Source organism: Streptomyces sp. NPDC004609 (genome assembly GCF_042873655.1).
Lineage (GTDB): Bacteria > Actinomycetota > Actinomycetes > Streptomycetales > Streptomycetaceae > Streptomyces.
The window spans coordinates 44,993-69,056 of the sequence record NZ_JBIALS010000019.1 but is presented as its reverse complement, the minus strand read 5'-3'; the positions used below and the strand labels follow the sequence as shown (position 1 = coordinate 69,056).

Sequence of the window (24,064 nt, the reverse complement as noted above, 5' to 3'; positions counted from 1 at the left end):
GGGGCCGGCGGCGGGTCCGCTTCGGCCATGGCGCGCGTGCCGGTGACGCGGTCGGGACCGAACACGAGGCCGTCAGCCGGTCCGGCCCGGGGGCTCACCTCTTCGCTCGCGTACGAGAGTGCTGGACGCCCATTCGGGGTGCGCGCCGCCGGGCCGTGGCTGACAGACATTCACGGCAGACGGGTGTGCCTGTTCCGTACGGCAGCTCCGCCGTCCGGGCCGACAAGGTGAGGGTGATCCACCAATCGCCCGGACAGTCCAAACGTTGCCTCAAGTGGCCACGGAACAAGCCAACTTGAGGGCGGCCCGAACGCGCTCCGGGCGCCGGGCGACGCCCTGCATGCGTCCAGACGGCCCCCCTGCCACCACCTTCCCCAGTGCCCGATATGACAGATAAGGGGATTATCAGATCGTTCCTACCGGAACCGGCTACTCAGCCGACGTCTCAGAGATAGGGAATGACATGACCACGCGTAACATCGCCATGACCGCCGCCATCGCGGCCGCCGCGGCCCTCGTCGCCACCGGCGTCACCTACGCCTCGGCCGCCGCGGCCCCCGAGGCCGCCCCCGCAGTCGAGCAGGTGGCTCCCGCCGTCGCCCCCATGGGCGGCGACAACGGACGGTCGAAGGGCAACGAAGGAGAAGGCCGCGAGGGCGAGGGCGAGCGCGATCGCGACCACCACGAGGGAAGGATCGACTTCAACGAGCGGACCTACTCCGCCCACGCCCGGGGCTGCATCACCGTGGTGAGCGGCCTGGGCTCCAAGACCTTCAACATCCGCAACGACAGCCGCAAGACCGTCGAGGTCTTCCGCGGTGCCACCTGCGACAACGGCGCGCCCATCGCCACCGTTGGCCCCTGGAGCACCGCCAACGGTGTCCACCCCCACCAGCACCACCACCACGACCACGGGGGCGTCTTCGTCCACGACGGCGTCATCGGCAGCTTCCGCGTAGTCGAAGAGCGCCACCACCACGGCGGCGGCAAGTAGCCGACAGCAGCACCCGCAGAACATGGAGACCCCGGCCCGCCGCAATCGGGCCGGGGTCTCCGGCACCGGATACCACCCCGCGGACGACCACGGCGCAGAGGAGGAACACCTGCGCGGACCTCCGCCCGGAAAGACCCGTTACGCCATCTTAAGTGCTCATCGAACGCCCCGCGTGTCGCTCCGCGCGCACCCGGGCCTCGGCCCTCCCACGACCTGCCCGCGAGGCCCTCGCCTCCGGGGCGCTCCCGCACGTGGACAGGCCGGCGGTACCGCGGAAACCGGCCGGACCATGTCGGCACTGTGCGACGGCGGCCGACCGCCTCCCCCCTCAGCCCCGCCCACTGCCGGGAGAACGACACGGGCTCGGCCGGCGGGCTGGAAGCGAACGCCCCACGGACCCGCTCCGGGCCTTGCGGCCGGTGACGAGAACGGGGACGACCGTACCAACGGCCGCTGCCGTCCCCGCGCACGGATGCAGGTACGGGAAGAAGGCGACCGCGAACGATCCCCGGGAGCGACCCGCTACTCCACACGAGTCACATAAGCCGACTGTATGCGCGTCGATGCCGCGTGCTGCGAGCCGGTGCCATCACTGTCGACGAACCGCCCTTCGATCGTGAGAGTGTCATGAAACTGCTGTCCAGAGTGTTCAGGCAGTCGAAGAACCCGGCTGACGCCGCGATGTCGCGGTTACTTGAGCAGAGCATCGAAAGCGCGGGCTACTGGGCGAAGAGGATGCCGAGGGAAGCTGCCCACCTGGTGCAGAAGGTCCGCCTGTACACCCTCGCGTCAGCAGTGATCAGCCTCACCACAGGGCTCCTCGCCTGGCCCGTCATCGCCGAGTCCTCGCAGCTCAGCGCTCAGGTACTCGTCTCCGCGCTGTCAGGCCTCGCCGTGTTCACCGTCGTCGCCCCCCACGCCAGCGGCCTGAGCGATCGCGCTGACGAATCCATCAAGCTGTGCAGCGCCTACAGCGCCGTCTACCGGGACCTTCTGGACGCGGAGGACCGGCTCGCTGCCGGATCCGCGACAGGCCCCTCTCACGCGGCAGACATCATCCGCCGGTTCCAGCACATCCAGGAACGCAAGGACGCCCTGGCGCTTCGGGCCGGGAAGGGACACACGGTCAGTACGTCCGCCCGTCTGCGGGCCAGGAGGAACGGGCGGCGGGAACGGACCCTTTCGGGCCTGATGCTCGACATCGGACGGCCGTTGACGCCGTACACGACGGTCCGCGCCGCACTCGCGCCCGATTCGACGCCCCGGCATGTCCCGCCACACCGCGACGCGTCGACGTACACCGCCCACGCCCTTCCCTCGCTCCCGGTCCGGCGCCGGGGCCACCGGGCAGGCCGTGACATCAGGGGGGCGAGATCCGGTATCCGGTGTCCATGAGGTGTGGTCCGCCGGTTCGCCGGACGTGGAAGCGGAGCCCCGGCGGAAACCGGGAGTCGAAATCCACCGGCCAGTGGACAGCTCAAGCACCGGACGACCGGCAGCGGGTGGGGCCTTTGCCCTTCCGGCCTCGGAGACAAAGGCCCCTGCGCGCGGTCAGCCCAGGCGCATATGGTGGAGCATCAGCAGCCCGGCCGCCATATTGGCGGCCGGGATCTCGCCTCTCGCGATCATGTCGGGAATCGATGTCAGCGGCACCCACTCACGGCGCGAGGACTCGAAGTCGTCCTCGGGGTGGCCGATGTAGGTGGCGCCCTCGGCCCAGTAGAGATGGTGGCGGGCGTCGGTGAGGCCGTTGGCCGGCTCCACCGTCATCAGATGCCTCAGGGGACCCGGGCGCCAGCCCGTCTCCTCCTCCATCTCGCGGGCCGCCGCGGCCTCGACGTCCTCGCCGTCCTCGACGACTCCCGCGGCCAGCTCCCAGCCCCAGCTGTCGGTGATGAAGCGATGGCGCCAGAGCATCAGCACCTCATTGGACTCGTTGACCGCGGTCGCGACGGCGACGGCCCTCAGCCGGATCAGAAAATGGTCCAGATGCCGGCCGTCCGGAAGTTCGACATCGGCCAGATTCACACTGAACCATCGGTTTTTGTACACAGTTTGTTCATTGAGGTTTGTCCACTGCACTTTTTCTGCCACCTTCCGACCAGTAGGTGGCAACATGGCAGCAGCCGGTCGGCCGGAGGGGAATCGGCGAGGGCCTCGGACAAGCCAGCCCGGCTCACTCCCGACGGTCCGTCACAGGGGCACGCGCAGGGACTCGTCGATCAGTCCCGCTGCCTTCTCCGCATGGGAACTGCCGCTCGCCGCGAGCTGTTCGCGCACCTCCCGCAGCCGGTCGCGCAGCCGCTGCGACTCCATGCCCCTGGCCCGCTCCGTCATCTCCACCGCCGCCTCCGCGGCCCTGTCGGGCTCGCCCTGGCGCAGCTCGATCTGACAGAGCATGGCGAGCCGGTGCACCCGCCCCCGGTCGTGCGCGGGGGTGCCGACGGCGGCCGTCGCCTGCTCGCGCGCCGCCTTGAGATCGCCGAGGCTCAGCAGGGCCTCGGCGGCCTGCACATTGACCAGACCGGGCTGGACGTAGCCGGTCTCGTCGGGCTCGTATCCGGGCTGGATGCGCTCCACCTCCAGCTCCGCGCGCCGGATGCACCGCAGCGCGGACACCCGGTCGCCGAGGTTCGCGTACGCCTTCGCCTGCATCACATACAGATCGGCGGCGAGCGCCGGGGTGATCTGACCGCCGGCGGCCCGCAGCGCCGCCTCCGCGAACGCCACCGCCTGGCGGTGCTCGGCCAGGAACAGCGACTGGTTGACCAGCAGGGCGATCACATACGCGCCCAGCCCCCGGTCGCCGCTGGCCTTCGCGAGCCGCAGCCCCTGGTGGAAGTAGCGCTGGGCGAGTCCGTGGGCGTCGGAGTCGTACGCGCAGATACCGGCGACCGCCACCAGCCCGCCCGTCGCCCGGTGCAGCTGGCGGCCGAGCGCGTCACTGTAGGCGCCCCGCAGCAGCGGCGCCGTCTCGGAGTTGAGGAACCCCACGATCCGGGCCCGCGTCGCGATGCCGCCCGCCCTGCGGTACATCAGCTCGTAGTGGGCCCGGGCGGCGCGCAGCATCCTGATGTCGGCCATCGAGACCCGGGTCTGCCCGCTGCGGGAGACGTCCGCGTCCTCCGGCGGGTTCTCCCACTCCCATACGGGCATCACCGCGGGCGTCCCGGTGACGGCGGGCGCCTCGATGACATGGCGCCGCTGCTGTTCGTCGGAGCGCCACAGCGCGGTGGCCCGCTCGACGAACCCGGAGAGCGGGGAGCCGGAACCGGTGCCCCACTCGCCGCCCACCCCGAGCCCGATGTCGCTGAGCGTCAGGGCGCGGTTCAGCCGGACGGCGAGCACCTCGCAGATCAGGTCGGGCACCTGGCCGCGCGGACGCTGGCCCTTGAGCCACCGTGCCACGGCCGTGTGCTCGTACCGCAGGGACAGTCCCCTGGCGCGGCCCGCCTGGTTCACCCGGGCGGCCAGGCCCGCGTTCGACATGCCCGCCTCGTCGAGGAGGGCGTCGAGCAGGGTATTGGGCTGCATCAGGCCCTCCGGAGGCTCGGTCCGCCCAGCGTAGTGGACGGGCCGTTCACACGTGGTGTGAATGCAGTGCCCGCTCCCGCGCCCGGTGTGCTCTCCCGCCGTACCGTGCGCACCGGTTGACTGAACTGCCTCTCAGGAGGCGGCCGGACCGCCGGCTCCCCCTCGTACAGTGCGGCGGTCCTCGTTCGCGCCGTCTGCCCTGCCGACTGCCCGACACTCCGCGGCAGGGCGGGCGGCGCCGGCCGCGCACGGCGGCCCGCGGCGGGTCCCGCGGTACAGGACGCGACGGGTCATCGACGGGAGGGTTCCGGCCGGGTACGGCGCGGTGCGGACTCCCCGTACCGCGCCGGGACCCGTGAGCGGTCGTTGCGCAGCACCAGCAGCGCCACATCGTCGGTGAGCCGTCCCCCGGTGTGCCGCAGCAGCTCCGAGTGGACGGTGGTGATCACGGCGGCGGGCGACACCGGCGGGTCGAGCGCGGTCCGTTCGAGGACGGCCTCCAGGCCGAAGAACCTCCCCGCCGGGTCCCGGGCGTCCGCCGCCCCGTCCGTGTGCAGGAACAGTGACTCGCCGGGCAGCAGTCCGTCCCACGGGTGCGGCTCCAGCTCCGCGGGCAGCGGGAACAGCCCGAGCGGCGGCAGCGGATCGCCGCCCGTCAGCGGCTGCGCGCCCGCGGTGCCGAGCCGGTAGGGCCAGGGGTGTCCGCAGTTCAGTGCCAGCACGCGGCCGTCGGGCCCGATCTCCAGGAGCAGTACGGTGACGAACTCCTCCGAGGACGGGGAGTGCGGCTCGCCCTCGCAGGCCGCCGGATGCTCGTCTCGGGCGCGTTCCCGCAGATGGCGCTGTACGGCCCGGTCCAGCCGCCGCAGTACGCCGCCGAGTTCGGGTTCGTCGTACGCGGCCTCCCGGAAGCTGCCGAGGACGGCGGCGACCGCTCCGATCGCGGGCAGCCCGTGGCCCCGGACATCGCCGATGACGACGCGCACTCCGTGGGGAGTGGCCAGGGCCTCGTACAGATCGCCTCCGACGCTCGCGCCGGGGCTCGCGGACAGCTGGCTCGCGGCGAGCGCGAACCCGTCGAGGCGCGGGGGCAGCGGGCGCAGCAGCACGCGCTGGGTGGCATGGGCGACGGCGCGGACGTGGTTCAGCTCGCGGACGAACTGCCGCCGCACCCCGAGGACCAGCCCGGTGCCCACGGACAGGAGGACGACCCCGGCGACGATGCGCTCGCCGAGGCTCTCCGGGTGGTCGGGCGGCAGGGCGACCCGCCAGGTGAGGGCGGCGGCGCCGCAGGCGACGGGCAGTCCCAGCGGCAGCAGCCGCCGTACTCCCCGGCGCCCCGCCGGAATCCGCCCGCGCCGGGGGCCCTCGCCCGGTCCCCGCCGTAACCACGAGCCGCCGCCCGGGCCCCGCCGCCACCACGGACCGGCGGGCGGGACCCACCGGAGCCAGGAGGTGCGGCCGCTGTCCCGCCGCGGCCAGGCGTCGCCGCCCGGCGACGGCCGGAGGCGGCCGGCCCGGCCCGGAACCCGTGGCAGCCAGGACCCACGGCCGTCTGGCCCCCGGCGCAGCCAGGACCCACGGCCGCCCGGCCCCCGGCGCGGCCGGGAGCCGCCGGCCGGGTCCGGCTGGGCCCGTGAACCGCCCGACGGGCCGTGCGCCCGGGCATGCTTGGCCCGGTGCACGGCCGGAAAGGGACGTGCAGACCTGATACGGATCATGCCGATGGTCCCCTCGTAGGCCCTGCCCGGCGTGCCGGCCGCCCGAACGGCCGGGTCGATTCTGTCGACCGTGCGGGGACGAAGGGAACAACGTCCCCTGTTCTCACTCAAATGAGTGAGTGGGCCGGGACTCATGAAAAAAGGGGCGCATCCGGCGAACCGGATGCGCCCCTCCCGTGTGCGGTCAGGCTCCGCGCAGCACAGCCCCGAGGCGTTCGGCGGCGAGCGCGACCGCCGTGTCACGCGCCGCGGTCACCTCCTCCACCGTCAGCGTCCGGTCGGCGGCCCGGAACCGCAGGGCGTACGCCAGCGACTTCTTGCCCTCGCCGAGCTGCTCGCCGGTGAAAACGTCGAACAGCCGGATGGACTCCAGCAGTTCGCCCGCGCCGGCGGCGAGCAGATTCTCCACGGCCGCGGCCGGGATCTCCCGGTCGACGACGAGCGCGACGTCCTGCGTGGCGACCGGGAAGGAGGAGATCCGGGGCGCGGTCAGCGTGCCCCGGGAGGCCCGCTCCACCAGGTCCAGGTCCAGCTCCATGGCGCAGGTCCGGTCGGGCAGGCCCAGCGCCTTGACGACGCGGGGGTGCAGTTCGCCGGCGTGTCCGACGGGGGTCTTCACCCGGCCGAGGGTGACGAACAGCGCGGCGCAGCGGCCGGGGTGCCAGGGGCCGTACTGCGCCTGTTCGACGGCGAGTTCGGTTCCGGCCTCGCGGGCGATCAGCCGGGCGGCCTCCACCGCGTCCGCCCAGTCGGCGGGGCGGCCCTTCCCCCACCAGCCGGTCTGCTCGCGGGCCCCGGCGAGCACCACGGCGGCGTGCCGGGGCTGCACGGGCAGGGCCGCGTCGAGCCCGGCCAGTTCCTCGTCGGTGGGCCTGCGGTCGACGGGCGGCGTGGCCGCGACGCGGGGCTCGTCCGCCGGGTGGAAGACCAGCCCGGTCTCGAAGAGCGCGAGGTCGTGGCTGCCGCGGCCGTCGTTGCGGCGGAGCGCGCCGAGCAGTCCGGGCAGCAGCGTGGTGCGCAGCGCGGGCTCCTCGTCGGAGAGCGGGTTGACGAGCCGGACCAGGCGCCGGGCCGGGTCGTCCGCGGGGAGGTCGAGCTGGTCGAGGACCCGCTCGCCGATGAAGGGGTAGTTCGGCGCCTCCACATAGCCCGCTCCGGCGAGCGCGCGGCCCACCCGGCGGTGGAGCCGCTGGCGGGCGGTGAGGCCCCGGCCGGACGGCGGCCTCGGCAGCGAGGAGGGCAGGTTCTCGTACCCCTCCAGCCGGATGACCTCCTCGGCGAGGTCGTTGGGCGCGGCGAGGTCGGGACGCCACGACGGGACGGTGACGACCAGTTCGTCCTGGCCGTAGACGTCGCAGCCGATCTCCTGGAGCCGCCGTACGACGGTCTCGCGGCCGTAGGCGACCCCGGCGACCCGGTCGGGGTGGTCGGCGGGCATGGCGACGGTGCGCGGCGCGGACGGCGCGATCACGTGGGTGACGCCGGCCTCGGCGGTGCCTCCGGCGAGCAGCACCAGCAGATCGACGGTGCGCTGGGCGGCGGCGGCGCCGGCGAGCGGGTCGACACCGCGCTCGAAGCGCCGGGACGCCTCGGAGGAGAGCTTGTGGCGGCGTGCGGTGCGGGCGATGGAGACGGCGTCGAAGTGGGCGGCCTCGATGATCACCTCGGTCGTGCCCCGGACCCGGCCGGTCCCGGGGTCGACGGCCGAGTCGGCGATCTCGGTGTTGGCGCCGCCCATCACGCCCGCGAGGCCGATGGGCCCGCGGTCGTCGGTGATGACGAGGTCGCCGGCGTCCAGCACCCGCTGGACCCCGTCGAGGGTGGTGAGCTTCTCACCGGGCTCGGCGCGGCGGACGCCGACGGGGCCGTCGATGAGCGTCCGGTCGTAGGCGTGCAGCGGCTGCCCGAGTTCCAGCATCACGTAGTTGGTGATGTCGACGGCGAGCGAGATCGGGCGCATGCCCGCCTTCTGGAGGCGGCGCGTCAGCCAGATCGGGGAACGCGCCTCGGGGTCGAGCCCGACGACGGTCCGCGCGGTGAAGCGGTCGCAGCCGACGGGATCGGCGACCTTGACCGGGTAGCCGTACGAGTTCGGCCCGGGCACGTCCAGGAGCGCCGGGTCGCTCAGCGGCAGCCCGTAGGCGGTGGCGGCCTCGCGGGCGACACCGCGCAGGGACAGGGCGTAGCCGCGGTCGGGGGTGACGGCGATGTCGAGGACCTCGTCGTGCAGCTCCAGCAGCTCGATGGCGTCGGTGCCGACCTCGTGCTCGGGCGGCAGGACGATGATGCCGTCGCTGTTGTCGTCGCCCATGCCCAGCTCGGCGGCGGAGCAGATCATGCCGCGGGAGATCCTGCCGTACGTCGTGCGCTCGGCGATCTGGAAGTCGCCGGGGAGCACGGCGCCGGGCAGGACGACGACGACCTTGTCGCCGACGGAGAAGTTCCGGGCGCCGCAGACGATCTCCTGCGGCTCGCCGGTGCCGTTGGCCGCGCCGACGTCCACCGTGCAGAAACGGATCGGCTTCTTGAACCCGGTGAGCTCCTCGATGGTGAGGACCCGGCCGACGACCAGGGGGCCCTTGAGCCCGGCGCCGAGCTGTTCGACGGTCTCGACCTCAAGACCGGCCGCGATGAGCTTCGTCTGTACGTCACGGCCGGTCTCGGACGCCGGCAGGTCGACGTACTCCCGCAGCCATGAAAGCGGGACCCGCATCAGATCTCCATCCCGAACGGCCGGGTGAACCGGACGTCACCCTCGACCATGTCTCGCATGTCCTCGACGTTGTGGCGGAACATCAGCATCCGTTCGATGCCGAACCCGAAGGCGAATCCGCTGTACTTCTGCGGGTCGACACCACAGGCGAGAAGGACCTTGGGGTTGACCATCCCGCAGCCGCCCAGCTCGATCCAGCCCTCGCTGGAGCAGGTGCGGCAGGGCCGGTCCGGGTTGCCGACGGACTCGCCGCGGCAGACGTAGCAGACCATGTCCATCTCGGCGGACGGCTCGGTGAACGGGAAGAAGTTCGGCCGCAGCCGGGTCTTCATGCCCTCGCCGCCGAAGAGCGACTGGACCATGTGGTCCAGGGTGCCCTTGAGGTCGGCCATGGTGAGCCCCTCGTCGACGGCGAGCAGCTCGACCTGGTGGAAGACGGGGGTGTGGGTCGCGTCCAGCTCGTCGGTGCGGTAGACCCGGCCGGGGCAGATGACGTACACGGGCGGCTCGCGGTCCAGCAGCGAGCGGATCTGCACGGGTGAGGTGTGGGTGCGCAGGACGACACCGGAGCCGTGCTCGGCGCCCTCGGGGCCCTGGACGAAGAAGGTGTCGGCCTCGCCGCGCGCGGGGTGGTCGGGGCCGATGTTCAGGGCGTCGAAGTTGAACCACTCGGCCTCGGCCTGGGGCCCCTCGGCGACCTCGTAGCCCATGGCCACGAAGATGTCCTCGATGCGCTCCGAGAGCGTGGTGAGGGGGTGCCGGGCCCCCGGCGGGACCCGGTCGTACGGCAGGGTGACGTCCACCGCCTCCTCGACCAGCACCCGGGCGTCGCGCTCGGCCTCCAGCTCGGCCTGGCGGGCGGCGAGCGCCTTGTTCACGGCGCCGCGTGCCTGGCCGACGCGCTTGCCGGCCTCGGCCTTCGCCTGGGGCGGCAGGGCGCCGATCTCACGGTTGGCGAGCGCGAGCGGCGACGTTCCGCCGGTGTGCGCGACCTTCGCGTGGGAGAGCGCGTCGAGGTCGCCCGCGGCGGCGAAGGCGGCGAGCGCCTCGTCCCGCATGCGCTCGATCTCTTCCGGTTTCAGTGCCTCGACCTCGACCGGGTCGTAGGACTTGTTGGGTGCCGACATCTCTTCCCGTGCTTCCGATTGGCTGATGGGCGCGACCACGCTCGACGACTGAGGACGCGAAGGTGCCAAAGGCCGAGTCTAAAGGTCGCCGGAGGTGTGCGAGCGCGGGGTACGGCGCCGGTGGCCCGGTCGCCGGGCCCGCGGGGTGCTGCCCGTGGGCCGCCCCCGGCCGGTTACGACAGATAGGCCGGGGCGCCGACGGGCAGGATAAATCGGAACTCGGCACCGCCGCCGGGCCCGCGGCCGACGGTGATCGTGCCGCCGTGCGCCTCGACGATGCCCTTGACGATGTACAGGCCGAGGCCGGTTCCGCCGCGTTTGCTGCCGCGCCAGAAGCGGGTGAAGACACGGCCCATCGACTCCTCGGGGATGCCGGGGCCTTCGTCGCTCACGGTGACGGCCGTACCCTTCTCGTCGTCCTTCGCCGATACCGGCGCCACCTCGATGGTGACGGTTCCCTCGCCGTGGCGCACCGCGTTTTCGAGCAGGTTGCCGAGCACCTGGTCGACCTTGTCGGGGTCGGCCCACAGATCGGGCAGTCCGCCGCGGATGCTCACGAGGAACCGGTCGGGGCGCTGGCCGCTCGCTATGAGGGCCTGGACGTGGCGTTCGACGGCCGCGGCGATGTCCACGGGCTGGCGGCGGACCTCCAGGCGTCCGGAGTCGATACGGGAGATGTCGAGCAGCTCCGCGATCAGCCGGGTGACACGGTTGGCGTCGGCGTCGACGGTCTCCAGCATCAGCCGCTTCTGGTCGTCGGTGAAGCGCTCCCACTTGGCGAGCAGCGTCGCCGTGAAGCCCTTCACCGAGGTCAGGGGGGAGCGCAGCTCATGCGCGACGGTGGCTATCAGCTCGGCGTGGCTGCGCTCGTTGCGGCGGCGGGCCTCGGTGCCCCGCAGGCTGACGACGAGCCTGCGTATCGGCCCGGTGGGGCGCTCGCGCACATAGCGGGCGGAGACGAGGACCTCCCGGCCGCCGGGGAGCAGGAGATAGCGCTCGGGCTGGCCGACGCGGGTGGCGAGGCCGCCGTACGGGTCGGTCAGCGCCCACCAGCGGCGGCCCTTGAGGTCCTCCAGCGGGAGGACCCGCTCCAGCGGCAGGCCGATGGCGTCGGTCTTGGCGGTGGTGGTGATCCGGACGGCCGCGTCGTTGAAGCAGATCACCCGGCCCGTCTCGTCGGCGACGACGAGACCGTCGGGAAGCTCGTCCGGGTCGATGGCCAACGCCTCCGGGTTGGACGACGGGCACAACAAGGTGCCGTGTGTCTCCGCGAGCCTGCTCGTCCCGACAACCATCCCCGTACCCCACCTCTCCGCCGGCGCAGTGGGCCCCCCGAGCCCGTCACCCTACTAGCTCAAGGTGACGGCGCGGAGCCCCTGAGCGAGTCCGCCCTCTTCGGCGGGCCCGGCACGGTTGCCGGGCCCGCCGTCCCCGTTCAGCGAGCGCCGCCGGCGCGCTGGGCGCGCGCCGAGGCGTAGAGACATACGGCTGCGGCGGTCGCGAGGTTCAGACTCTCGGCTTTTCCGTGGATGGGTACGCGGACCACGGCATCGGCGAGGGCCCTGGTCTCCTCGGGCAGACCCCATGCCTCGTTGCCGAAGATCCACGCGGTGGGGCCGCCCATGGTGCCCGCGTCGAGTTCGTCGTCGAGGTCGTCCTCGCCCGCGCCGTCGGCGGCCAGCACCCGCACGCCGGCGCCCTTCAGCGCCCGTACGGCCTGGTCGACGGGTACGCCGACGGCGACGGGCAGATGGAAGTGCGAGCCGACCGAGGCGCGGACCGCCTTGGGGTTGTAGAGGTCGACGGAGGCGTCGGTGAGGACGACGGCATCGGCCCCGGCGGCGTCCGCGCACCGCAGCACGGTGCCGGCGTTCCCGGGGTCACGCACATGCGCGAGTACGGCGACCAGCCGGGGCCGGGCCCCGACGATGTCGTCGAAGGGCGAGTCCAGGAACCGGCAGACCCCGACGAGTCCCTGCGGGGTGACGGTGGTGGAGATGTCCGCGATCACGGTCTCGTCCGCGAGATGGATCCGGGCTCCGGCATCACGGGCCGCGCCGATGATGTCCGCGTAGCGCTCGGCGGCCTCGGGCGTCGCGAACAGTTCGGTCAGCGTCGGCACCCCGCCGCTGACGTGCCCGGCCGCCTCCCGTACCGCCTGGGGTCCCTCGGCGAGGAACAGCCGCTCCTTCCCCCGGAAGTTCCGCTTCGCCAGCCGCCGGGCGGCGGCGACGCGGGACGAACGCGGGGAGATCAACTCGGGGGCGGCCATGGACTCGCTTTCGGAGATATCGGTATCGGGACATCGGGACATCGGGGTGGCCGGAACGATCGGGGAACCCCGCCGTACCCACCGGCCGGGCGGCCTCCGGCTCGCGGGCCGCACGCCTCCCCCGGCGCGTCGTCCGTCCGGCCCGGCGGCGACGGACCGCGGCCACCGGACGGAAACCCTCCGGTCGGCGGCGGGTCGGGTCGGCCGTCCGCCCGGGACGGCGCAGGGCACGGAGCCCGGCCGTGGCGCCGGATTCCGGCGGTGCCGCACCGGCCCGATGCCCGGGGGACGGGGCCGGACCGCACGTACCGGACGCCTGCACACCGGTGCGCACCGGGGGAAGCCGTCCGGTACCGCGCACCCGCGGGCACCCCGGGAAACGCGTCCGGGCCTACATCTACGGGGCACCACGGGAAACGCAGTCGAGGCTGTACGTCTGCCGGGCACCACCGGAAACGCAGTCGGACCCGCAGACCACAGGGCCTGCGGGTCCGGAGGCATACACCTCAGCGCACGCTCAGGCCGCGGCCTTGGGCGCGTTGACGTCGGCCGGGAGGGCCTTCTGCGCGACCTCGACCAGCGCGGCGAACGCGTTGGCGTCGTTGACGGCCAGCTCCGCGAGGATCTTGCGGTCCACCTCGATGTTGGCGGCCTTCAGACCCTGGATGAGGCGGTTGTACGTCATGCCGTTCTGGCGGGCGGCGGCGTTGATGCGCTGGATCCACAGCTGACGGAAGTCACCCTTGCGCTTCTTGCGGTCGTTGTAGTTGTAGACCAGCGAGTGGGTGACCTGCTCCTTGGCCTTGCGGTACAGGCGCGAACGCTGACCGCGGTAGCCGCTGGCCTGCTCGAGGATCGCCCGGCGCTTCTTGTGGGCGTTGACTGCCCGCTTGACGCGTGCCACTTGTTAACTCCTTGTAGCGGGGCTGGGGCTCACTTTCCGAGCGGCCCAACCCGAATTCGAATAGGTCCCGGTCCAGGCGTCACATCCCCGTCTCCGTCACCGGAGCCGGGAGCGACATCACTTGCCGAGAAGCTTCTTGATCTTCTTGGCGTCGGCCGGAGCCATCTCCGCGTTGCCCGTGAGGCGACGCGTCAGCGTGGACGGCTTGTGCTCGAGCAGGTGGCGCTTGCCGGCGCGCTCGCGGAGCACCTTGCCGGAGCCGGTGATCTTGAAGCGCTTCTTGGCACCGCTGTGCGTCTTGTTCTTCGGCATCGCGCCGTATCTCCTCGTCAGTGGCGCTCCCCCGGCGCACGGGCACCGGACAGCGGGGAGCGTCAGTCGTCGTTTCTGGGGTCCGGGCGGGACCCGGGGCGCCTTGTACGGGCGGCCCCCGGGGTCACCCCTCGGAGGGCGTCTCCGCGGGCGCGTCGGCCTGGGCCTTCGTCGCGTCGCGGTCGGCCTTGCGTGCGGCCTGGGCCTCACGCGCCTCGGCCATGGCCTCGGTCTTCTTCTTGTGCGGGCCAAGAACCATGATCATGTTCCGGCCGTCCTGCTTCGGATTGGACTCGATGAAGCCGAGGTCCTCGACGTCGGAGGCGAGTCGCTGAAGCAGACGGAAGCCAAGCTCGGGGCGGGACTGCTCACGACCACGGAACATGATCGTGATCTTGACCTTGTCGCCCTGCTTGAGGAACCGGACGACGTGACCCTTTTTGGTGTCGTAGTCGTGCGGGTCGATCTTCGGCCGGAGCTTCATCTCCTTGATGACCGTGTGCGCCTGGTTCTTGCGCGCCTCACGGGCCTTCATGGCCGACTCGTACTTGAACTTCCCGTAGTCCATGAGCTTGCACACGGGCGGCCGGGCGTTCGCCGCGACCTCGACCAGGTCGAGGTCGTACTCCTGGGCGAGCTCAAGGGCCTTGGCGAGCGGGACGATGCCCACCTGCTCGCCGCTCGGACCGACAAGCCGCACTTCGGGAACGCGAATCCGGTCGTTGATGCGGGGCTCGGCGCTGATGGATCCTCCTCGGTAGCACCACGCGGCCGGCTGGAGTGGGCCGCGTAACGTCTGTTTGGTAAGACCAACCGCGCCGGGGAACGAAAAATGCCCCGGACGGGACACAGGCGGCAGCTCCTCGAATACCGGAGCACCGCCGCGGTCTGCCGCGGGGCGCACATCGGGCGGGTCCATCGTCCGTACGGAACGATGGGCACCACCTGACCGGTGACCCGCCGCCCCGGAAGGCGGCCAGGTGGGAGAGCGGAGCCTCCACTTGTGGGCCGGACACACAGATGTCCAGCCGGTCGTCACACAAGGCTAGCAGTTCCGGCTCCGGGGAGCTAACCGGTGGCCCCGGCCGTGTCGGGCGGGCAGGGGCCTATCGTGTCCGTCATGAGTGACGCGACCCCTTCTTCCTCCGACTCCGCTGCCTCCGCCGGCCCCGAGGAGTCCCCCGACTTCGACTCGATGACCCGCGACATCGCCGAGGTCCCCGCCGTCGAGGTGATCGTCACGGTCGCGGTGAATCTGATGAGCGCCGCCGCCGTGAAGCTCGGCCTCACCGAGGACGGCGCGGAGCACCAGGACCTGGACGAGGCGCGGAAGCTGGTGCACGCGCTGGCCGGGCTGATGGACGCGAGCACCACCGAGATCAGCTCCTTCCACGCCGCGCCGCTGCGCGACGGGCTGAAGTCGCTCCAGCTCGCGTTCCGTGAGGCGTCGCTGGTGCCGGACCAGCCGGGCCAGGGGCCGGGCGAGAAGTACACCGGCCCCGTCTACGGCTGACCCGTCACGCCTCCCGCGCCGCGCGTCCGTCCGCCGACGCGCGGCGGCCGACCGGTGCATGGTCCCCTGCGCGTGTCGCGGCCGACGCGGTGGCGCCGGTGGGCCGACCGCGGCGGACGGGCGCAGGAGGCGCGCGCCGCGCCTGCGGACGGACGAACAGCGCCGTTCCTACGAACGCACGAACAAGGGCTCGCCCGGAGGGGTGGCCCCGGCCGGCAGCAGTGCCAGGTCGAGGCCCCGCACCAGGCGGGCCCTCAGCACGTCGTGGCCCGCGATCGCCTCGGCGACCCGGCGCGCGGCCTCGGCGGGGACGGCATCGCCCGAGAGCACCAGGGCGAGCGTGCCCCCCTCGCCGCCGGGCAGCAGATGCGCCCGGAGCACGGCGGGCTCGGCCGCCACGGCATCCCGTACCGCTCCCGTGACGGCGGGGTCGTCGAGCGGATCCGCGCTGGTGCGGCCCTCGGCGAGCGCGAGCAGCGCGGGACCGGTCAGCTGATACGGAACCGGCCCGGCCAGATCCAGTACGAGGGTGTCGGCGCGCTCGTGGGCGACGGCCTGGAGCGCCTGGTGCAGCGGCACGGCGACGGGCCTGGCCGCGGGGTCCCAGCGGTGGAGCGCGTCCAGGGAGGTGAACGCGGGCAGCGCCCTGCGGTCCCCGGCGGTCAGCGTCGGCACGGCCATGTCGCTGGTCTTCTCGCGCCGCAGCCCCTTCTCGTCGGTCTCGACCTCGCCGAGGACGGCGACGACGGGGACGAGCAGGCGCGCGCCGGTGAGGGCCTCCAGCACCGGGCGCTCGGCGGCCCGGTCCTCGGCCCAGGCGGCGAGCGCCGCCGTCAGACGGGGGTCGGCGGCGCCGTCGTCGTCACTGAAGCCGGGGTCGGGAATGTTCTTGAGCTCCACGCGCCGAGCCTAGTTGCCGGGCCGCCGCGCGAGGACGGCGGGTCGGCCCCGTCAGGACCCGCCGGCGGAGCGGGGGCCGCGCCAGAGGACCACCGCGCCCGCGAGGACCAGCGCGCCGATCCCGGCGACCAGCGAGGCGATCCAGCCCGCCGACCCCTCGTCGGGCCGCTGTGCCCGGGGTCCCTTGCCGAAGTACTTCCCGGAGTAGCCCGCCGACAGGGCCTTGGGGTCGCCGGGGCGGAGCTTCGCCGCCGCCTCGACCGCGGCGGCCGGGTCGACCATGCCGTAGCCGCGCGCGTCGTCACGGCCCGCCAGGGGGCTGTCGCCCGCCGTGTCCGCGAGCAGTTTCTTGATCTGCGCCGGGGTCAGGCCGGGGTACGCGGAGCGTACGAGGGCCGCGGCACCCGAGACGAACGCGGCGGCGGCACTGGTGCCCCAGCCCTCGTAGTACTTCCCGTCCGGGTCCGGTATCACGATGTCCACACCGGGCGCGCTGACCGTGGCGTACCAGCGGCGGGTGGAGAACGGGGCGCGGTTGCCGTAGCGGTCGACCGCCGTCACGGCGATCACCCCGGGATAGGCCGCGGGGTAGGAGATGTGGTCGCCCTTCTCGCCGCCGTTCCCGGCCGACGCGACGACGACGGCGCCCTTGGCCAGCGCGTACTGCACGGCCGCGTCCTCGCCTGCTTCCGGGTGCGCGGACTCGCTGTCGTCGCCGAGGGAGAGGTTGATGACGTCCGCGCCCTGGTCGGCGGCCCAGCGGATGCCCTGCGCGAGCGCGTCGCCCCGGGACTTGCGGGCCTTGGCGCGGGCTCCGTCGGTGCTTTCGAGGATGACCCGTACGGGAAGGATCTTCGCCCGGGGCGCTATGCCGATGACCCCGGCCTCGTTGCCGAACCCGTGGCCGTGGGCCGCGATGATCCCGGCCATGGCGGTGCCGTGGCGGGCCCAGGCGCGATCGCCCCGGGACGCCCCGAAGCCGATGAAGTCCTTGCCGGGCAGGACGGCGTCCTTGAGGTCGGGGTGCTGGTCGTCGACGCCCGTGTCGAGGACGGCGACGGTGATGTCCTCGCCCTTGGTGGTACGCCAGACCTCGTCCGTGTTCATGGCGGCGAGGCCCCACTGCTGGGCCCGGATGCCGTCGGCGTGCGCGGGGACGGCGGGGAAGAGGGCGAACGAGGTGGCCGCGAGGAGGGCGACGGTGCGGTGGCGACGGCGGCGCGCCCGGGTCACTGGGGTCATGTCGGGGGCTCCGAGGCCGGGGTCAGGGTCTTCGTCAGCGCGCGTTCGGCACCTGCCGCGAGGCCGTCGGCCTCGTGGCCCAGTCCCGCCTGCGCGGGCGCGGACGTGGCTCCCTTGGCCCTGGCCGCGACGGCGGGCTGCGGGTCGTTCACCGCGCGGCCGTCGGCGAAGCCGGAGACGGCGTAGACGACGACGGGCATCTCGGTGAGGACCGTGATGGCCCAGCTCGCGCGCTGCCGGTCCCCGAAGCGGGCGGCGACCGTGCCCTGGGCGGGGAAGGTGCGGGGCATCAGATCGGGGCGCTCGTCCAGGCTCTGCTTCCTGAACCGCAGGTCGAGGGCGTCCATGGCGGCCTTGTCGCCCTCGGTGAAGACCATGCCGACGGTGGTGACGTGGGTCGAGGTCGCGTCGGTGTACGTGGCCCGCAGCACCCGGGCGCAGCCGACCGGCTTCAGCGTGGTGATCAGCAGGGGGGTGAGGGCGCCCGCGCAGTCGCTGTCCGGGGCGACGGCCACCCGGGTCCAGACGCGGTCGGCCCTGCCGGGGCCCGCGTTCTCGCCGCGGATCGTGCGGGGGAAGAGGGTGTCCACGGGAACGCTGTGCCACAGGGTGCGCCCCTTGGCGTAGGCGGTCCCGCCCGCGGAGTCCGCGCTGGAGTCACCGGTCAGCCATCGGGCGGTGACCGCGCCGCCGATCAGACCGAGGCCGAGGACGGCGCAGGCGACGGCGACGGCGGTCCGCCGCGTGCGTATGGGGCGCGGACGTGCGGGCACCGCGGAGGGCACTTCCGGGGGCTGGAAGGGGTTGCGCCGGACGGGGGCGGGCGGCGGGCCGCCGGGGGCCGGGGCGATGGGCCTCAGCCGGGTGGTGGTCTCCGTCGGAGGGGCGTCCGGCCGGGGCGGTATGCCGTGTCCCGGGGGCGGGACGGCTGCGGTGGGCGTGGGTGGTCCGGGGGCGGCGGCAAGGCCGTCCGGGCGGGGGGCCCCGGAGGCTCCGGGGGCGTGGGGCGCGGGGGTGCCGTGGGTGGCGGTGGCGGTCCGGCCCGCTGTGCCGGCCATGCCGCTTCCGGTGGTGCCGGTGGTGTCGCCGCTCGTGCCGGCCGGACCGGCGCGGAGGCGGCGGGTGTCCTCGTCGGGCTGTACGCCGGACCCGGGGCGGCTCGCTCCCGACCGGGCGGGCGGCAGATCGGGGCGCGGCGGGGCGGCCGGGCGACCGGGGGCCTCCGGTGCCCCGGCAGAGCCGTAGGGCGTGGTGCCGTACGCGCCGGGGCCGCCCGGCGGCGGAGCGGCGGGGCGTGACGGAGGTCCGGCGGGCCGGTCGCCCGTCGTGGCGTTCATGGCGGGCTCGGCGCGGAGGCGGCGGGTTTCCTCGTCGGACCCGGGGACCACGGACGGGCGGGGCTCGGGGCCCGCCGCGCCCGGGTCGGCGGGTGCGGGCCGGAGGGACCCGTTCGGAGGGTTTCCGGGGAGGCCCGGCACGGCCGTGCCGGGGACCGGGGGCGGAAGGTCCGGGCGCGGGGGGACGGCAGGTCGGTCGGCGGTGCTCCGCGAGCCGTACGCCCAGGTCGCGTCGGCGGTCGGCCGGGCGGGGGGCAGTGGTCCGGCGAGGCGGTCTCCCGGCGCGGGCGCCGGGGTGTCCGGGGCCGCTGCCGGAGGCGGGGCGGCCGGGCGGGGCGGGACGGGACGGGACCCGTCGGTCGCCGGGTCCCGGCGGGAGCCGGGAGGGGCCGCCTGCTGCCGCGGTGGGGCGATGTCCGAAAGCCGGGGCGGTTCGGGAGGCAGCAGCGCGTCCGTGATGCGAGACCTTGGAGAGGGCTGAGGAGGCTGGGGAGGCTGGGGTGACGCGTCGGTACGGCCGGGAGGGCGCGGTGCCTCCGTGCTCATGCCGCCCCCGTCTCTCGTACCGGACCGCGGCGAATCGCCTTTCCCAGCAGGCCCGTTCGTCGCCGCGTCTGCGCCACTCTACGGGTTCCGGCCGGGCCTACGGCACCGAGTCCGCGGCTCCGTGGGGATCTGCCCAGAACGTCCCCCTACCCCCGGGTAATCGGGTCTGGCAAGCTCGGTCCATGACACCCCGCGCCACCGACCGGGCCCGGTACGACCGGGCCACCGCCCATCTCGACGCCCCGCTCGCCGTGGTGGACCTGGGCGCTTTCGACGCCAACGCGGACGATCTGGTGCGCAGGGCCGGGGGCAAGCCGATCAGGGTGGCGAGCAAGTCCGTGCGCTGCCGGGCGCTGCTGGAACGGGTGCTGGCACGGGACGGGTTCTCGGGGATCATGTCGTTCACGCTGGCCGAGTCGCTGTGGCTGGCGCGGGCGGGGTTCGGCGACGTCCTGCTGGCGTATCCGTCGGCGGACCGGGCCGGCTTCGCGGAGCTGGCGGGGGATCCCGTGCTCGCCGCCGCCGTGACGGTGATGGTCGACGACATGGCACAGCTGGAGCTGATCGACCGTGCGCGCGGGGGCGGCGGGGAGGAGATCCGGGTCTGTCTGGAACTCGACACCGCGCTGCGTCTGTTCGGTGGGCGGGTACGGATCGGGGCGCGCCGATCGCCGCTGGCGGATCCGGCCCCGCTGGCGGAGCTGGCCCGGTCGGTGGCCCGGCGTCCGGGCTTCCGGCTGGTGGGGCTGATGGCGTACGAGGGACATGTCGCGGGTGTCGGCGACTCGTACGCGGGGAGTCCGGTCACGTCGGCGGCCGTACGGCTGATGCAGCGGGCCGCCCGCCGGGAACTGGCGGAGCGGCGTGCCCGTGCGGTCCGGGCGGTCAGGTCGGTGGCGCCGGACCTGGAGTTCGTGAACGGCGGCGGCACCGGGAGTGTGCAGCACACGGCGGCCGAGGAGGCGGTGACCGAGGTGGCGGCGGGTTCCGGGCTGTATGTGCCGGCGCTGTTCGACCACTTCACCTCGTTCTCCGGGCGTCCGGCCGCGCTCTTCGCGCAGCCGGTGGTGCGGCGGCCCGGGGTGGGTGCGGTGACGGTACTCGGCGGCGGATACCCCGCGTCGGGCGCGTCGGGCAGGGACCGGCTGCCGGTTCCTTATCTGCCCGAGGGGCTGCGCTACGACCGGCTGGAGGGCGCGGGAGAGGTGCAGACCCCGCTGCTCGGCTCGCCCGCCGACGATCTGCTGATCGGCGACAAGGTGTGGTTCCGGCACGCGAAAGCCGGCGAGTTGTGCGAGCGCTTCGACGAACTGCGGCTCATCGAGGGCGACCGGGTGGTCAGAACCGTGCCGACGTACCGCGGTGAGGGCCGGACCTTTCTCTGACGTACCCCCGCCCTTGCGGCCATCTCCCGACTGGCGCGGCCGTCCGTCCCGCCCGCCCCGCCGGGGGATCGCTCCCCCGGCGGGGCGGCATGGCCTCGGGGCCCGGGAGCGGGTCAGGGGCCGATGCTGCTGCCGACTCCACCGCCGGTCGCGTCGCCGATCGGCCGGATGCCGGCCACGATGCGGTCCATCTCGGCGAGGGTGGGCGCGCCGGGGCCCGCGTCGAAGGCGAAGCGGACGATCACCGGTGAGCCGGTGCCCGTGGGCGCGGGGAAGACCAGGGACTGGACGTATCCCCCGGGTCCGGCGCCGGTGACGACGCGCCAGCGCACCAGATGGCCGGCGCGGCCGGCGACCGCGACGGCCTCGGACCTGAGCTCGGTGTGCGAGGTGATCCCGCCGTAGATCCGGCGGCCGAGCGGGTCCTCCAGATACGCCTCGTCCGCCGCGGTCGCGATGTCCTGCCGGGCGAGGACGGCGGGCGAGGTCACGTCGGTGCGGTTCGCGGTGAGGGACGAGACCCGTCCCCGCCGGCAGAGGGAGGATCCTCCGCCCGGGCACTCGTAGGTCGTGTCCGTGTACATCGTGGCGCCCTCGTCGAGGGAGCTGTCCGACTTCTCCCAGCCGTCGGGGACGGCCATGGAGATCCCGTTGAGCTGATCGGTCAGCACGTCGGGGTCGCCGGACGCGGACGGTTCGGCGGAGGGGGTCGGGGCGGGGCTCGTCCCGGGGCCCGTCGGCGCCGTCGTGATGGGCGCGGTCTCGGGCTCCCCGGAGCCGTTGTCGCGAGTCAGCAGCACGACGGTGGTTGCCGCGACGAGTACGACGGCTGCGGCGAACAGGGCGATCCAGCGGCCGCGGTTCTTCCCGGGCGGTCGGGGTAACGCGGGGACGGACGGCGGCCCGAACCCGCCGGGCGGCGTACCCAACCCGGCGGCGGGAGGCCCGAACCCGGCAGGCGGCGTACCCGGCCCCGCGGCGGGAGGCCCGAACCCGGCGGCCGGAGGGCCGAATTGCCCGGTCGGGGGTCCGAATCCGCCGTCGGGGGGCGCCGTCTGTCCGATGGCCTCGGTGGGTCGTGTCCGCGCGCTCCATGCGGTTCCGTCCCACCAGCGTTCGGTGCCGGGCGCGCTCGGGTCCGGATACCAGCCGGCCGGAGTCGTCATGCTCACCCCGGACACCCTAGGGGTCCGGGGTGAGGCCGATCCACAGGATTCGTACGACCGGACGGGGCCGCCGCGCCCGGCCGCGAACCGGACCGCGCGACGCCTGCCTCCGGCCGGGCCGCGGGAACCGGTCTACAGCGGGGTGACGTACGCCCCCGCGATGCCGCCGTCGACCAGGAAGTCCGTCGCGTTGACGAACGACGAGTCGTCGCTGGCGAGGAAGGCCACGGCCGCGGCGATCTCGTCCGCCTCCGCGAACCGTCCGACCGGGATGTGCACGAGCCGTCGCGCGGCCCGCTCGGGGTCCTTGGCGAACAGTTCCCGCAGGAGCGGGGTGTTGACCGGGCCCGGGCAGAGCGCGTTCACCCGGATGCCCTCGCGGGCGAACTGCACCCCGAGTTCGCGGGACATGGCGAGCACACCGCCCTTGGACGCGGTGTACGAGATCTGGGAGGTCGCCGCGCCCATGACCGCCACGAAGGAGGCGGTGTTGATGATGGAGCCGCGGCCCTGGCGCCTCATGTAGGGGATGGCGGCCTTGCAGCACAGATAGACGGAGGTGAGGTTGACGTCCTGGACGCGCCTCCACGCCTCCAGTCCCGTGGTGAGGATCGAATCGTCCTCCGGGGGCGAGATGCCCGCGTTGTTGAAGGCGATGTCGACGGAGCCGTAGGTCGTGTACGCCGCCTCGAAGAGCGCCTCCACCTGGCCGCCCTCGGTGACGTCCGCCCGGACGAAGGTGCCGCCGGCCTCGTCGGCCGCGGCCTTGCCCGCGCGCTCGTCGATGTCCGCGCAGACGACGTTCGCACCCTCGGAGGCGAGCCGGCGCGCGGTGGCCAGGCCGATGCCGCTGCCGGCGCCGGTGATGACGGCGGTACGTCCGACCAGGCGGCGGCAGACGTTCTCGGTCGTGGTCATGGGCTCAGACCTCCGTGCTGAAGTAGACGTTCTTGGTTTCGGTGAAGGCCGCGAGGGCGTCGGGGCCGAGTTCCCGGCCGAGGCCGGACTGTTTGTAGCCGCCGAACGGGGTGCAGTAGCGGACGCTGGAGTGGGAGTTGACGGAGAGGTTGCCCGCCTGGACCGCGCGGGAGACCCGGACGGCGCGGCCGAGGTCACGGGTCCAGACCGAGCCGGAGAGTCCGTACTCGGTGGCGTTGGCCAGACGGATCGCGTCGGCCTCGTCGTCGAAGGGCAGCACGGCGGCGACCGGCCCGAACACCTCCTCGCGAGCGGCCGGGGCGTCGGGCGCGACATCGGTGAGGACGGTGGGCGGGAACCAGAACCCGGGGCCGTCGGGGGCGCTGCCGCGGATGCCGGGCAGCTCGTCGGGGACATAGGAGCGCACCCTCTCCAGCTGGGCCCGGGAGATCAGCGGACCCATCTGGGTCGACGCGTCCGCCGGGTCGCCGACGACGACCGACTCGATCGCGGGCGCGAGCAGTTCGAGGAAGCGGTCGTACACCGGGCGCTGGACGAGGATACGGGTGCGGGCGCAGCAGTCCTGGCCGCTGTTGTCCAGGAAGGACATGGGGGTGGCGGCGACGGCCGCTTCGAGGTCGGAGTCGGCGAAGACGATGTTGGGGCTCTTGCCGCCCAGTTCGAGGGTCACCCGCTTCAGCCGGCGCGCGCACTTCGCCATGATCTGCTTGCCCACCCGGGTGGATCCGGTGAACACGATCTTCGCGACGCCCGGGTGTTCGACCAGCGCGTTGCCGGTGACGTCGCCCGCGCCCGGCAGGACCTGGAGGAGATGTTCCGGCAGCCCCGCCTCCAGGGCGAGCGCGGCCAGACGCAGCGCGGTCAGCGGGGTGGTCTCGGCCGGTTTGAGGAGTACGGCGTTGCCTGCCGCGAGGGCCGGGGCGGTGGCCCAGGCGGCGATCGGCATGGGGAAGTTCCAGGGCGCGATCACCCCGACGACACCGAGCGGTTCGAGGAAGGTGATGTCGAGGCCCCCGGCGACGGGGATCTGACGGCCGCTCAGGCGCTCCACTCCCCCGGCGGCGAAGTCGAGGAGGTCGCGGACGTTGCCGGCCTCCCAGCGGGCGTTGCCGATGAGGTGTCCGGCCTCCCGTACCTCCAGGAGGGCGAGTTCTTCGAGGTGGTCGTCGACGACGGCGGCGAAGCGGCGCAGCAGTCTCGCCCGGTCGGCGGGGGCGGCCGCCGCCCAGCACCGCTGGGCCTCGGCGGCGAGGGCGACGGCGGCGTCGACCTCGGCGGCCGACGTGGCCGCGACCTTCTCGACGAGCGTGCCGGTGGTGGGGTCGAGGACCTCGTGGTGCGTGTACGGCAAGGCGTTCCTCGCAGACGTCGGTGGTGGGGGCGGAGGTGCGGGCCGGCGGCGTACGGGGGCCCGGGTGGGGGGCGGGGTCCGGGGGCGGGAGTACGGGCGGCGGTCCTA

The 24,064-nt window shown here is 73.4% G+C and carries 20 protein-coding genes and 1 pseudogene; 4 read left to right on the top strand and 17 right to left on the bottom strand.

What is annotated here, in order from left to right; translation table 11 throughout:
- Nucleotides 1-463 precede the first annotated feature (463 nt).
- Together ACFYT4_RS19925 and ACFYT4_RS19920 are read left to right on the top strand one after the other, a co-directional pair.
- Nucleotides 464-994, top strand: coding sequence for a hypothetical protein (locus tag ACFYT4_RS19925; protein ID WP_389270261.1), 531 nt, complete (start codon nt 464-466; stop codon nt 992-994).
- A gap of 627 nt (nt 995-1,621) precedes the next feature.
- Nucleotides 1,622-2,389 (top strand): hypothetical protein, encoded by a 768-nt coding sequence (locus ACFYT4_RS19920; protein ID WP_389270258.1) that lies wholly within the window; start codon nt 1,622-1,624, stop codon nt 2,387-2,389.
- A 156-nt stretch (nt 2,390-2,545) separates the two neighbouring features.
- Here ACFYT4_RS19920 and ACFYT4_RS19915 read toward each other — a convergent pair whose 3' ends face one another.
- The 10 genes from ACFYT4_RS19915 to infC form a co-directional block, all read right to left on the bottom strand.
- Nucleotides 2,546-3,076 carry an NUDIX hydrolase gene (locus tag ACFYT4_RS19915; protein WP_389270255.1) on the bottom strand — a complete coding sequence of 177 codons (531 nt, stop codon included), beginning with the start codon at nt 3,074-3,076 and terminating at the stop codon, nt 2,546-2,548.
- A 111-nt stretch (nt 3,077-3,187) separates the two neighbouring features.
- Nucleotides 3,188-4,528, bottom strand: a complete 1,341-nt coding sequence (locus ACFYT4_RS19910; protein WP_389270252.1) for a transcriptional regulator — start codon at nt 4,526-4,528, stop codon at nt 3,188-3,190.
- Nucleotides 4,529-4,818: 290 nt separating this feature from the next.
- A complete protein-coding gene (locus tag ACFYT4_RS19905; RefSeq protein WP_389270498.1) occupies nt 4,819-5,877 on the bottom strand; it encodes a PP2C family protein-serine/threonine phosphatase in 1,059 nt (352 codons plus the stop codon).
- 556 nt (nt 5,878-6,433) lie between these two features.
- Nucleotides 6,434-8,962 (bottom strand): phenylalanine--tRNA ligase subunit beta, encoded by a 2,529-nt coding sequence (gene pheT / locus ACFYT4_RS19900; RefSeq protein ID WP_389270250.1) that lies wholly within the window; start codon nt 8,960-8,962, stop codon nt 6,434-6,436.
- The gene (pheS, locus tag ACFYT4_RS19895) at nt 8,962-10,089 is read right to left on the bottom strand and encodes a phenylalanine--tRNA ligase subunit alpha (RefSeq protein WP_389270247.1); all 1,128 of its coding nucleotides are present in this window, start codon (nt 10,087-10,089) and stop codon (nt 8,962-8,964) included. The genes pheT and pheS overlap by 1 nt, the downstream gene beginning before the upstream one ends.
- Before the next feature lie 173 nt (nt 10,090-10,262).
- Entirely contained in the window at nt 10,263-11,384 is a 1,122-nt protein-coding gene (locus ACFYT4_RS19890; protein ID WP_389270244.1) for an ATP-binding protein, read from the bottom strand.
- Between the two features lie 140 nt (nt 11,385-11,524).
- A complete protein-coding gene (locus ACFYT4_RS19885) occupies nt 11,525-12,361 on the bottom strand; it encodes a TrmH family RNA methyltransferase (RefSeq protein WP_389270241.1) in 837 nt (278 codons plus the stop codon).
- A 517-nt stretch (nt 12,362-12,878) separates the two neighbouring features.
- Nucleotides 12,879-13,265 (bottom strand): 50S ribosomal protein L20, encoded by a 387-nt coding sequence (rplT, locus tag ACFYT4_RS19880; RefSeq protein WP_006350245.1) that lies wholly within the window; start codon nt 13,263-13,265, stop codon nt 12,879-12,881.
- Between the two features lie 117 nt (nt 13,266-13,382).
- Nucleotides 13,383-13,577 carry a 50S ribosomal protein L35 gene (gene rpmI / locus ACFYT4_RS19875; RefSeq protein ID WP_100106297.1) on the bottom strand — a complete coding sequence of 65 codons (195 nt, stop codon included), beginning with the start codon at nt 13,575-13,577 and terminating at the stop codon, nt 13,383-13,385.
- 124 nt (nt 13,578-13,701) lie between these two features.
- Nucleotides 13,702-14,322: a translation initiation factor IF-3 gene (infC, locus tag ACFYT4_RS19870; RefSeq protein ID WP_389270495.1), complete on the bottom strand. Its 621-nt coding sequence runs from the start codon at nt 14,320-14,322 to the stop codon at nt 13,702-13,704.
- A gap of 375 nt (nt 14,323-14,697) precedes the next feature.
- Between infC and ACFYT4_RS19865 the strand changes: the two genes are divergently transcribed.
- Nucleotides 14,698-15,090 carry a DUF1844 domain-containing protein gene (locus ACFYT4_RS19865; RefSeq protein ID WP_389270237.1) on the top strand — a complete coding sequence of 131 codons (393 nt, stop codon included), beginning with the start codon at nt 14,698-14,700 and terminating at the stop codon, nt 15,088-15,090.
- 168 nt (nt 15,091-15,258) lie between these two features.
- Here the strand turns inward: ACFYT4_RS19865 and ACFYT4_RS19860 are convergent, their stop codons facing one another.
- Genes ACFYT4_RS19860 through ACFYT4_RS19850 form a run of 3 tightly spaced genes read right to left on the bottom strand, consistent with a single transcriptional unit; the run spans nt 15,259 to nt 18,569 of the window.
- Nucleotides 15,259-15,990, bottom strand: coding sequence for an SseB family protein (locus ACFYT4_RS19860; protein WP_389270234.1), 732 nt, complete (start codon nt 15,988-15,990; stop codon nt 15,259-15,261).
- A gap of 51 nt (nt 15,991-16,041) precedes the next feature.
- On the bottom strand, nt 16,042-17,232 hold the full coding sequence (gene mycP / locus ACFYT4_RS19855; protein WP_389270231.1) for a type VII secretion-associated serine protease mycosin: 1,191 nt from the start codon (nt 17,230-17,232) through the stop codon (nt 16,042-16,044).
- The gene (locus tag ACFYT4_RS19850; RefSeq protein ID WP_389270228.1) at nt 17,229-18,569 is read right to left on the bottom strand and encodes a hypothetical protein; all 1,341 of its coding nucleotides are present in this window, start codon (nt 18,567-18,569) and stop codon (nt 17,229-17,231) included. Before ACFYT4_RS19850 ends, mycP begins: the two co-directional genes overlap by 4 nt.
- Before the next feature lie 728 nt (nt 18,570-19,297).
- On the opposite strand from ACFYT4_RS19850, the gene ACFYT4_RS19845 reads away from it, so the two are divergent.
- Nucleotides 19,298-20,500, top strand: coding sequence for an amino acid deaminase/aldolase (locus ACFYT4_RS19845; RefSeq protein WP_389270225.1), 1,203 nt, complete (start codon nt 19,298-19,300; stop codon nt 20,498-20,500).
- A 113-nt stretch (nt 20,501-20,613) separates the two neighbouring features.
- On the opposite strand, the gene ACFYT4_RS19840 is transcribed toward ACFYT4_RS19845, so the two are convergent.
- The 4 genes and pseudogenes from ACFYT4_RS19840 to ACFYT4_RS19825 all read right to left on the bottom strand — a co-directional run bounded on the left by ACFYT4_RS19840 (nt 20,614) and on the right by ACFYT4_RS19825 (nt 23,956).
- Nucleotides 20,614-21,429: a hypothetical protein gene (locus tag ACFYT4_RS19840; RefSeq protein WP_389270521.1), complete on the bottom strand. Its 816-nt coding sequence runs from the start codon at nt 21,427-21,429 to the stop codon at nt 20,614-20,616.
- A 147-nt stretch (nt 21,430-21,576) separates the two neighbouring features.
- Nucleotides 21,577-21,666, bottom strand: a pseudogene (locus ACFYT4_RS19835) (DUF2510 domain-containing protein); the annotation flags it as partial.
- Nucleotides 21,667-21,798: 132 nt separating this feature from the next.
- Nucleotides 21,799-22,584, bottom strand: coding sequence for a 3-oxoacyl-ACP reductase (locus ACFYT4_RS19830; RefSeq protein WP_389270222.1), 786 nt, complete (start codon nt 22,582-22,584; stop codon nt 21,799-21,801).
- A 4-nt stretch (nt 22,585-22,588) separates the two neighbouring features.
- A complete protein-coding gene (locus ACFYT4_RS19825; RefSeq protein ID WP_389270218.1) occupies nt 22,589-23,956 on the bottom strand; it encodes an aldehyde dehydrogenase family protein in 1,368 nt (455 codons plus the stop codon).
- Between the last annotated feature and the right edge of the window lie 108 nt (nt 23,957-24,064).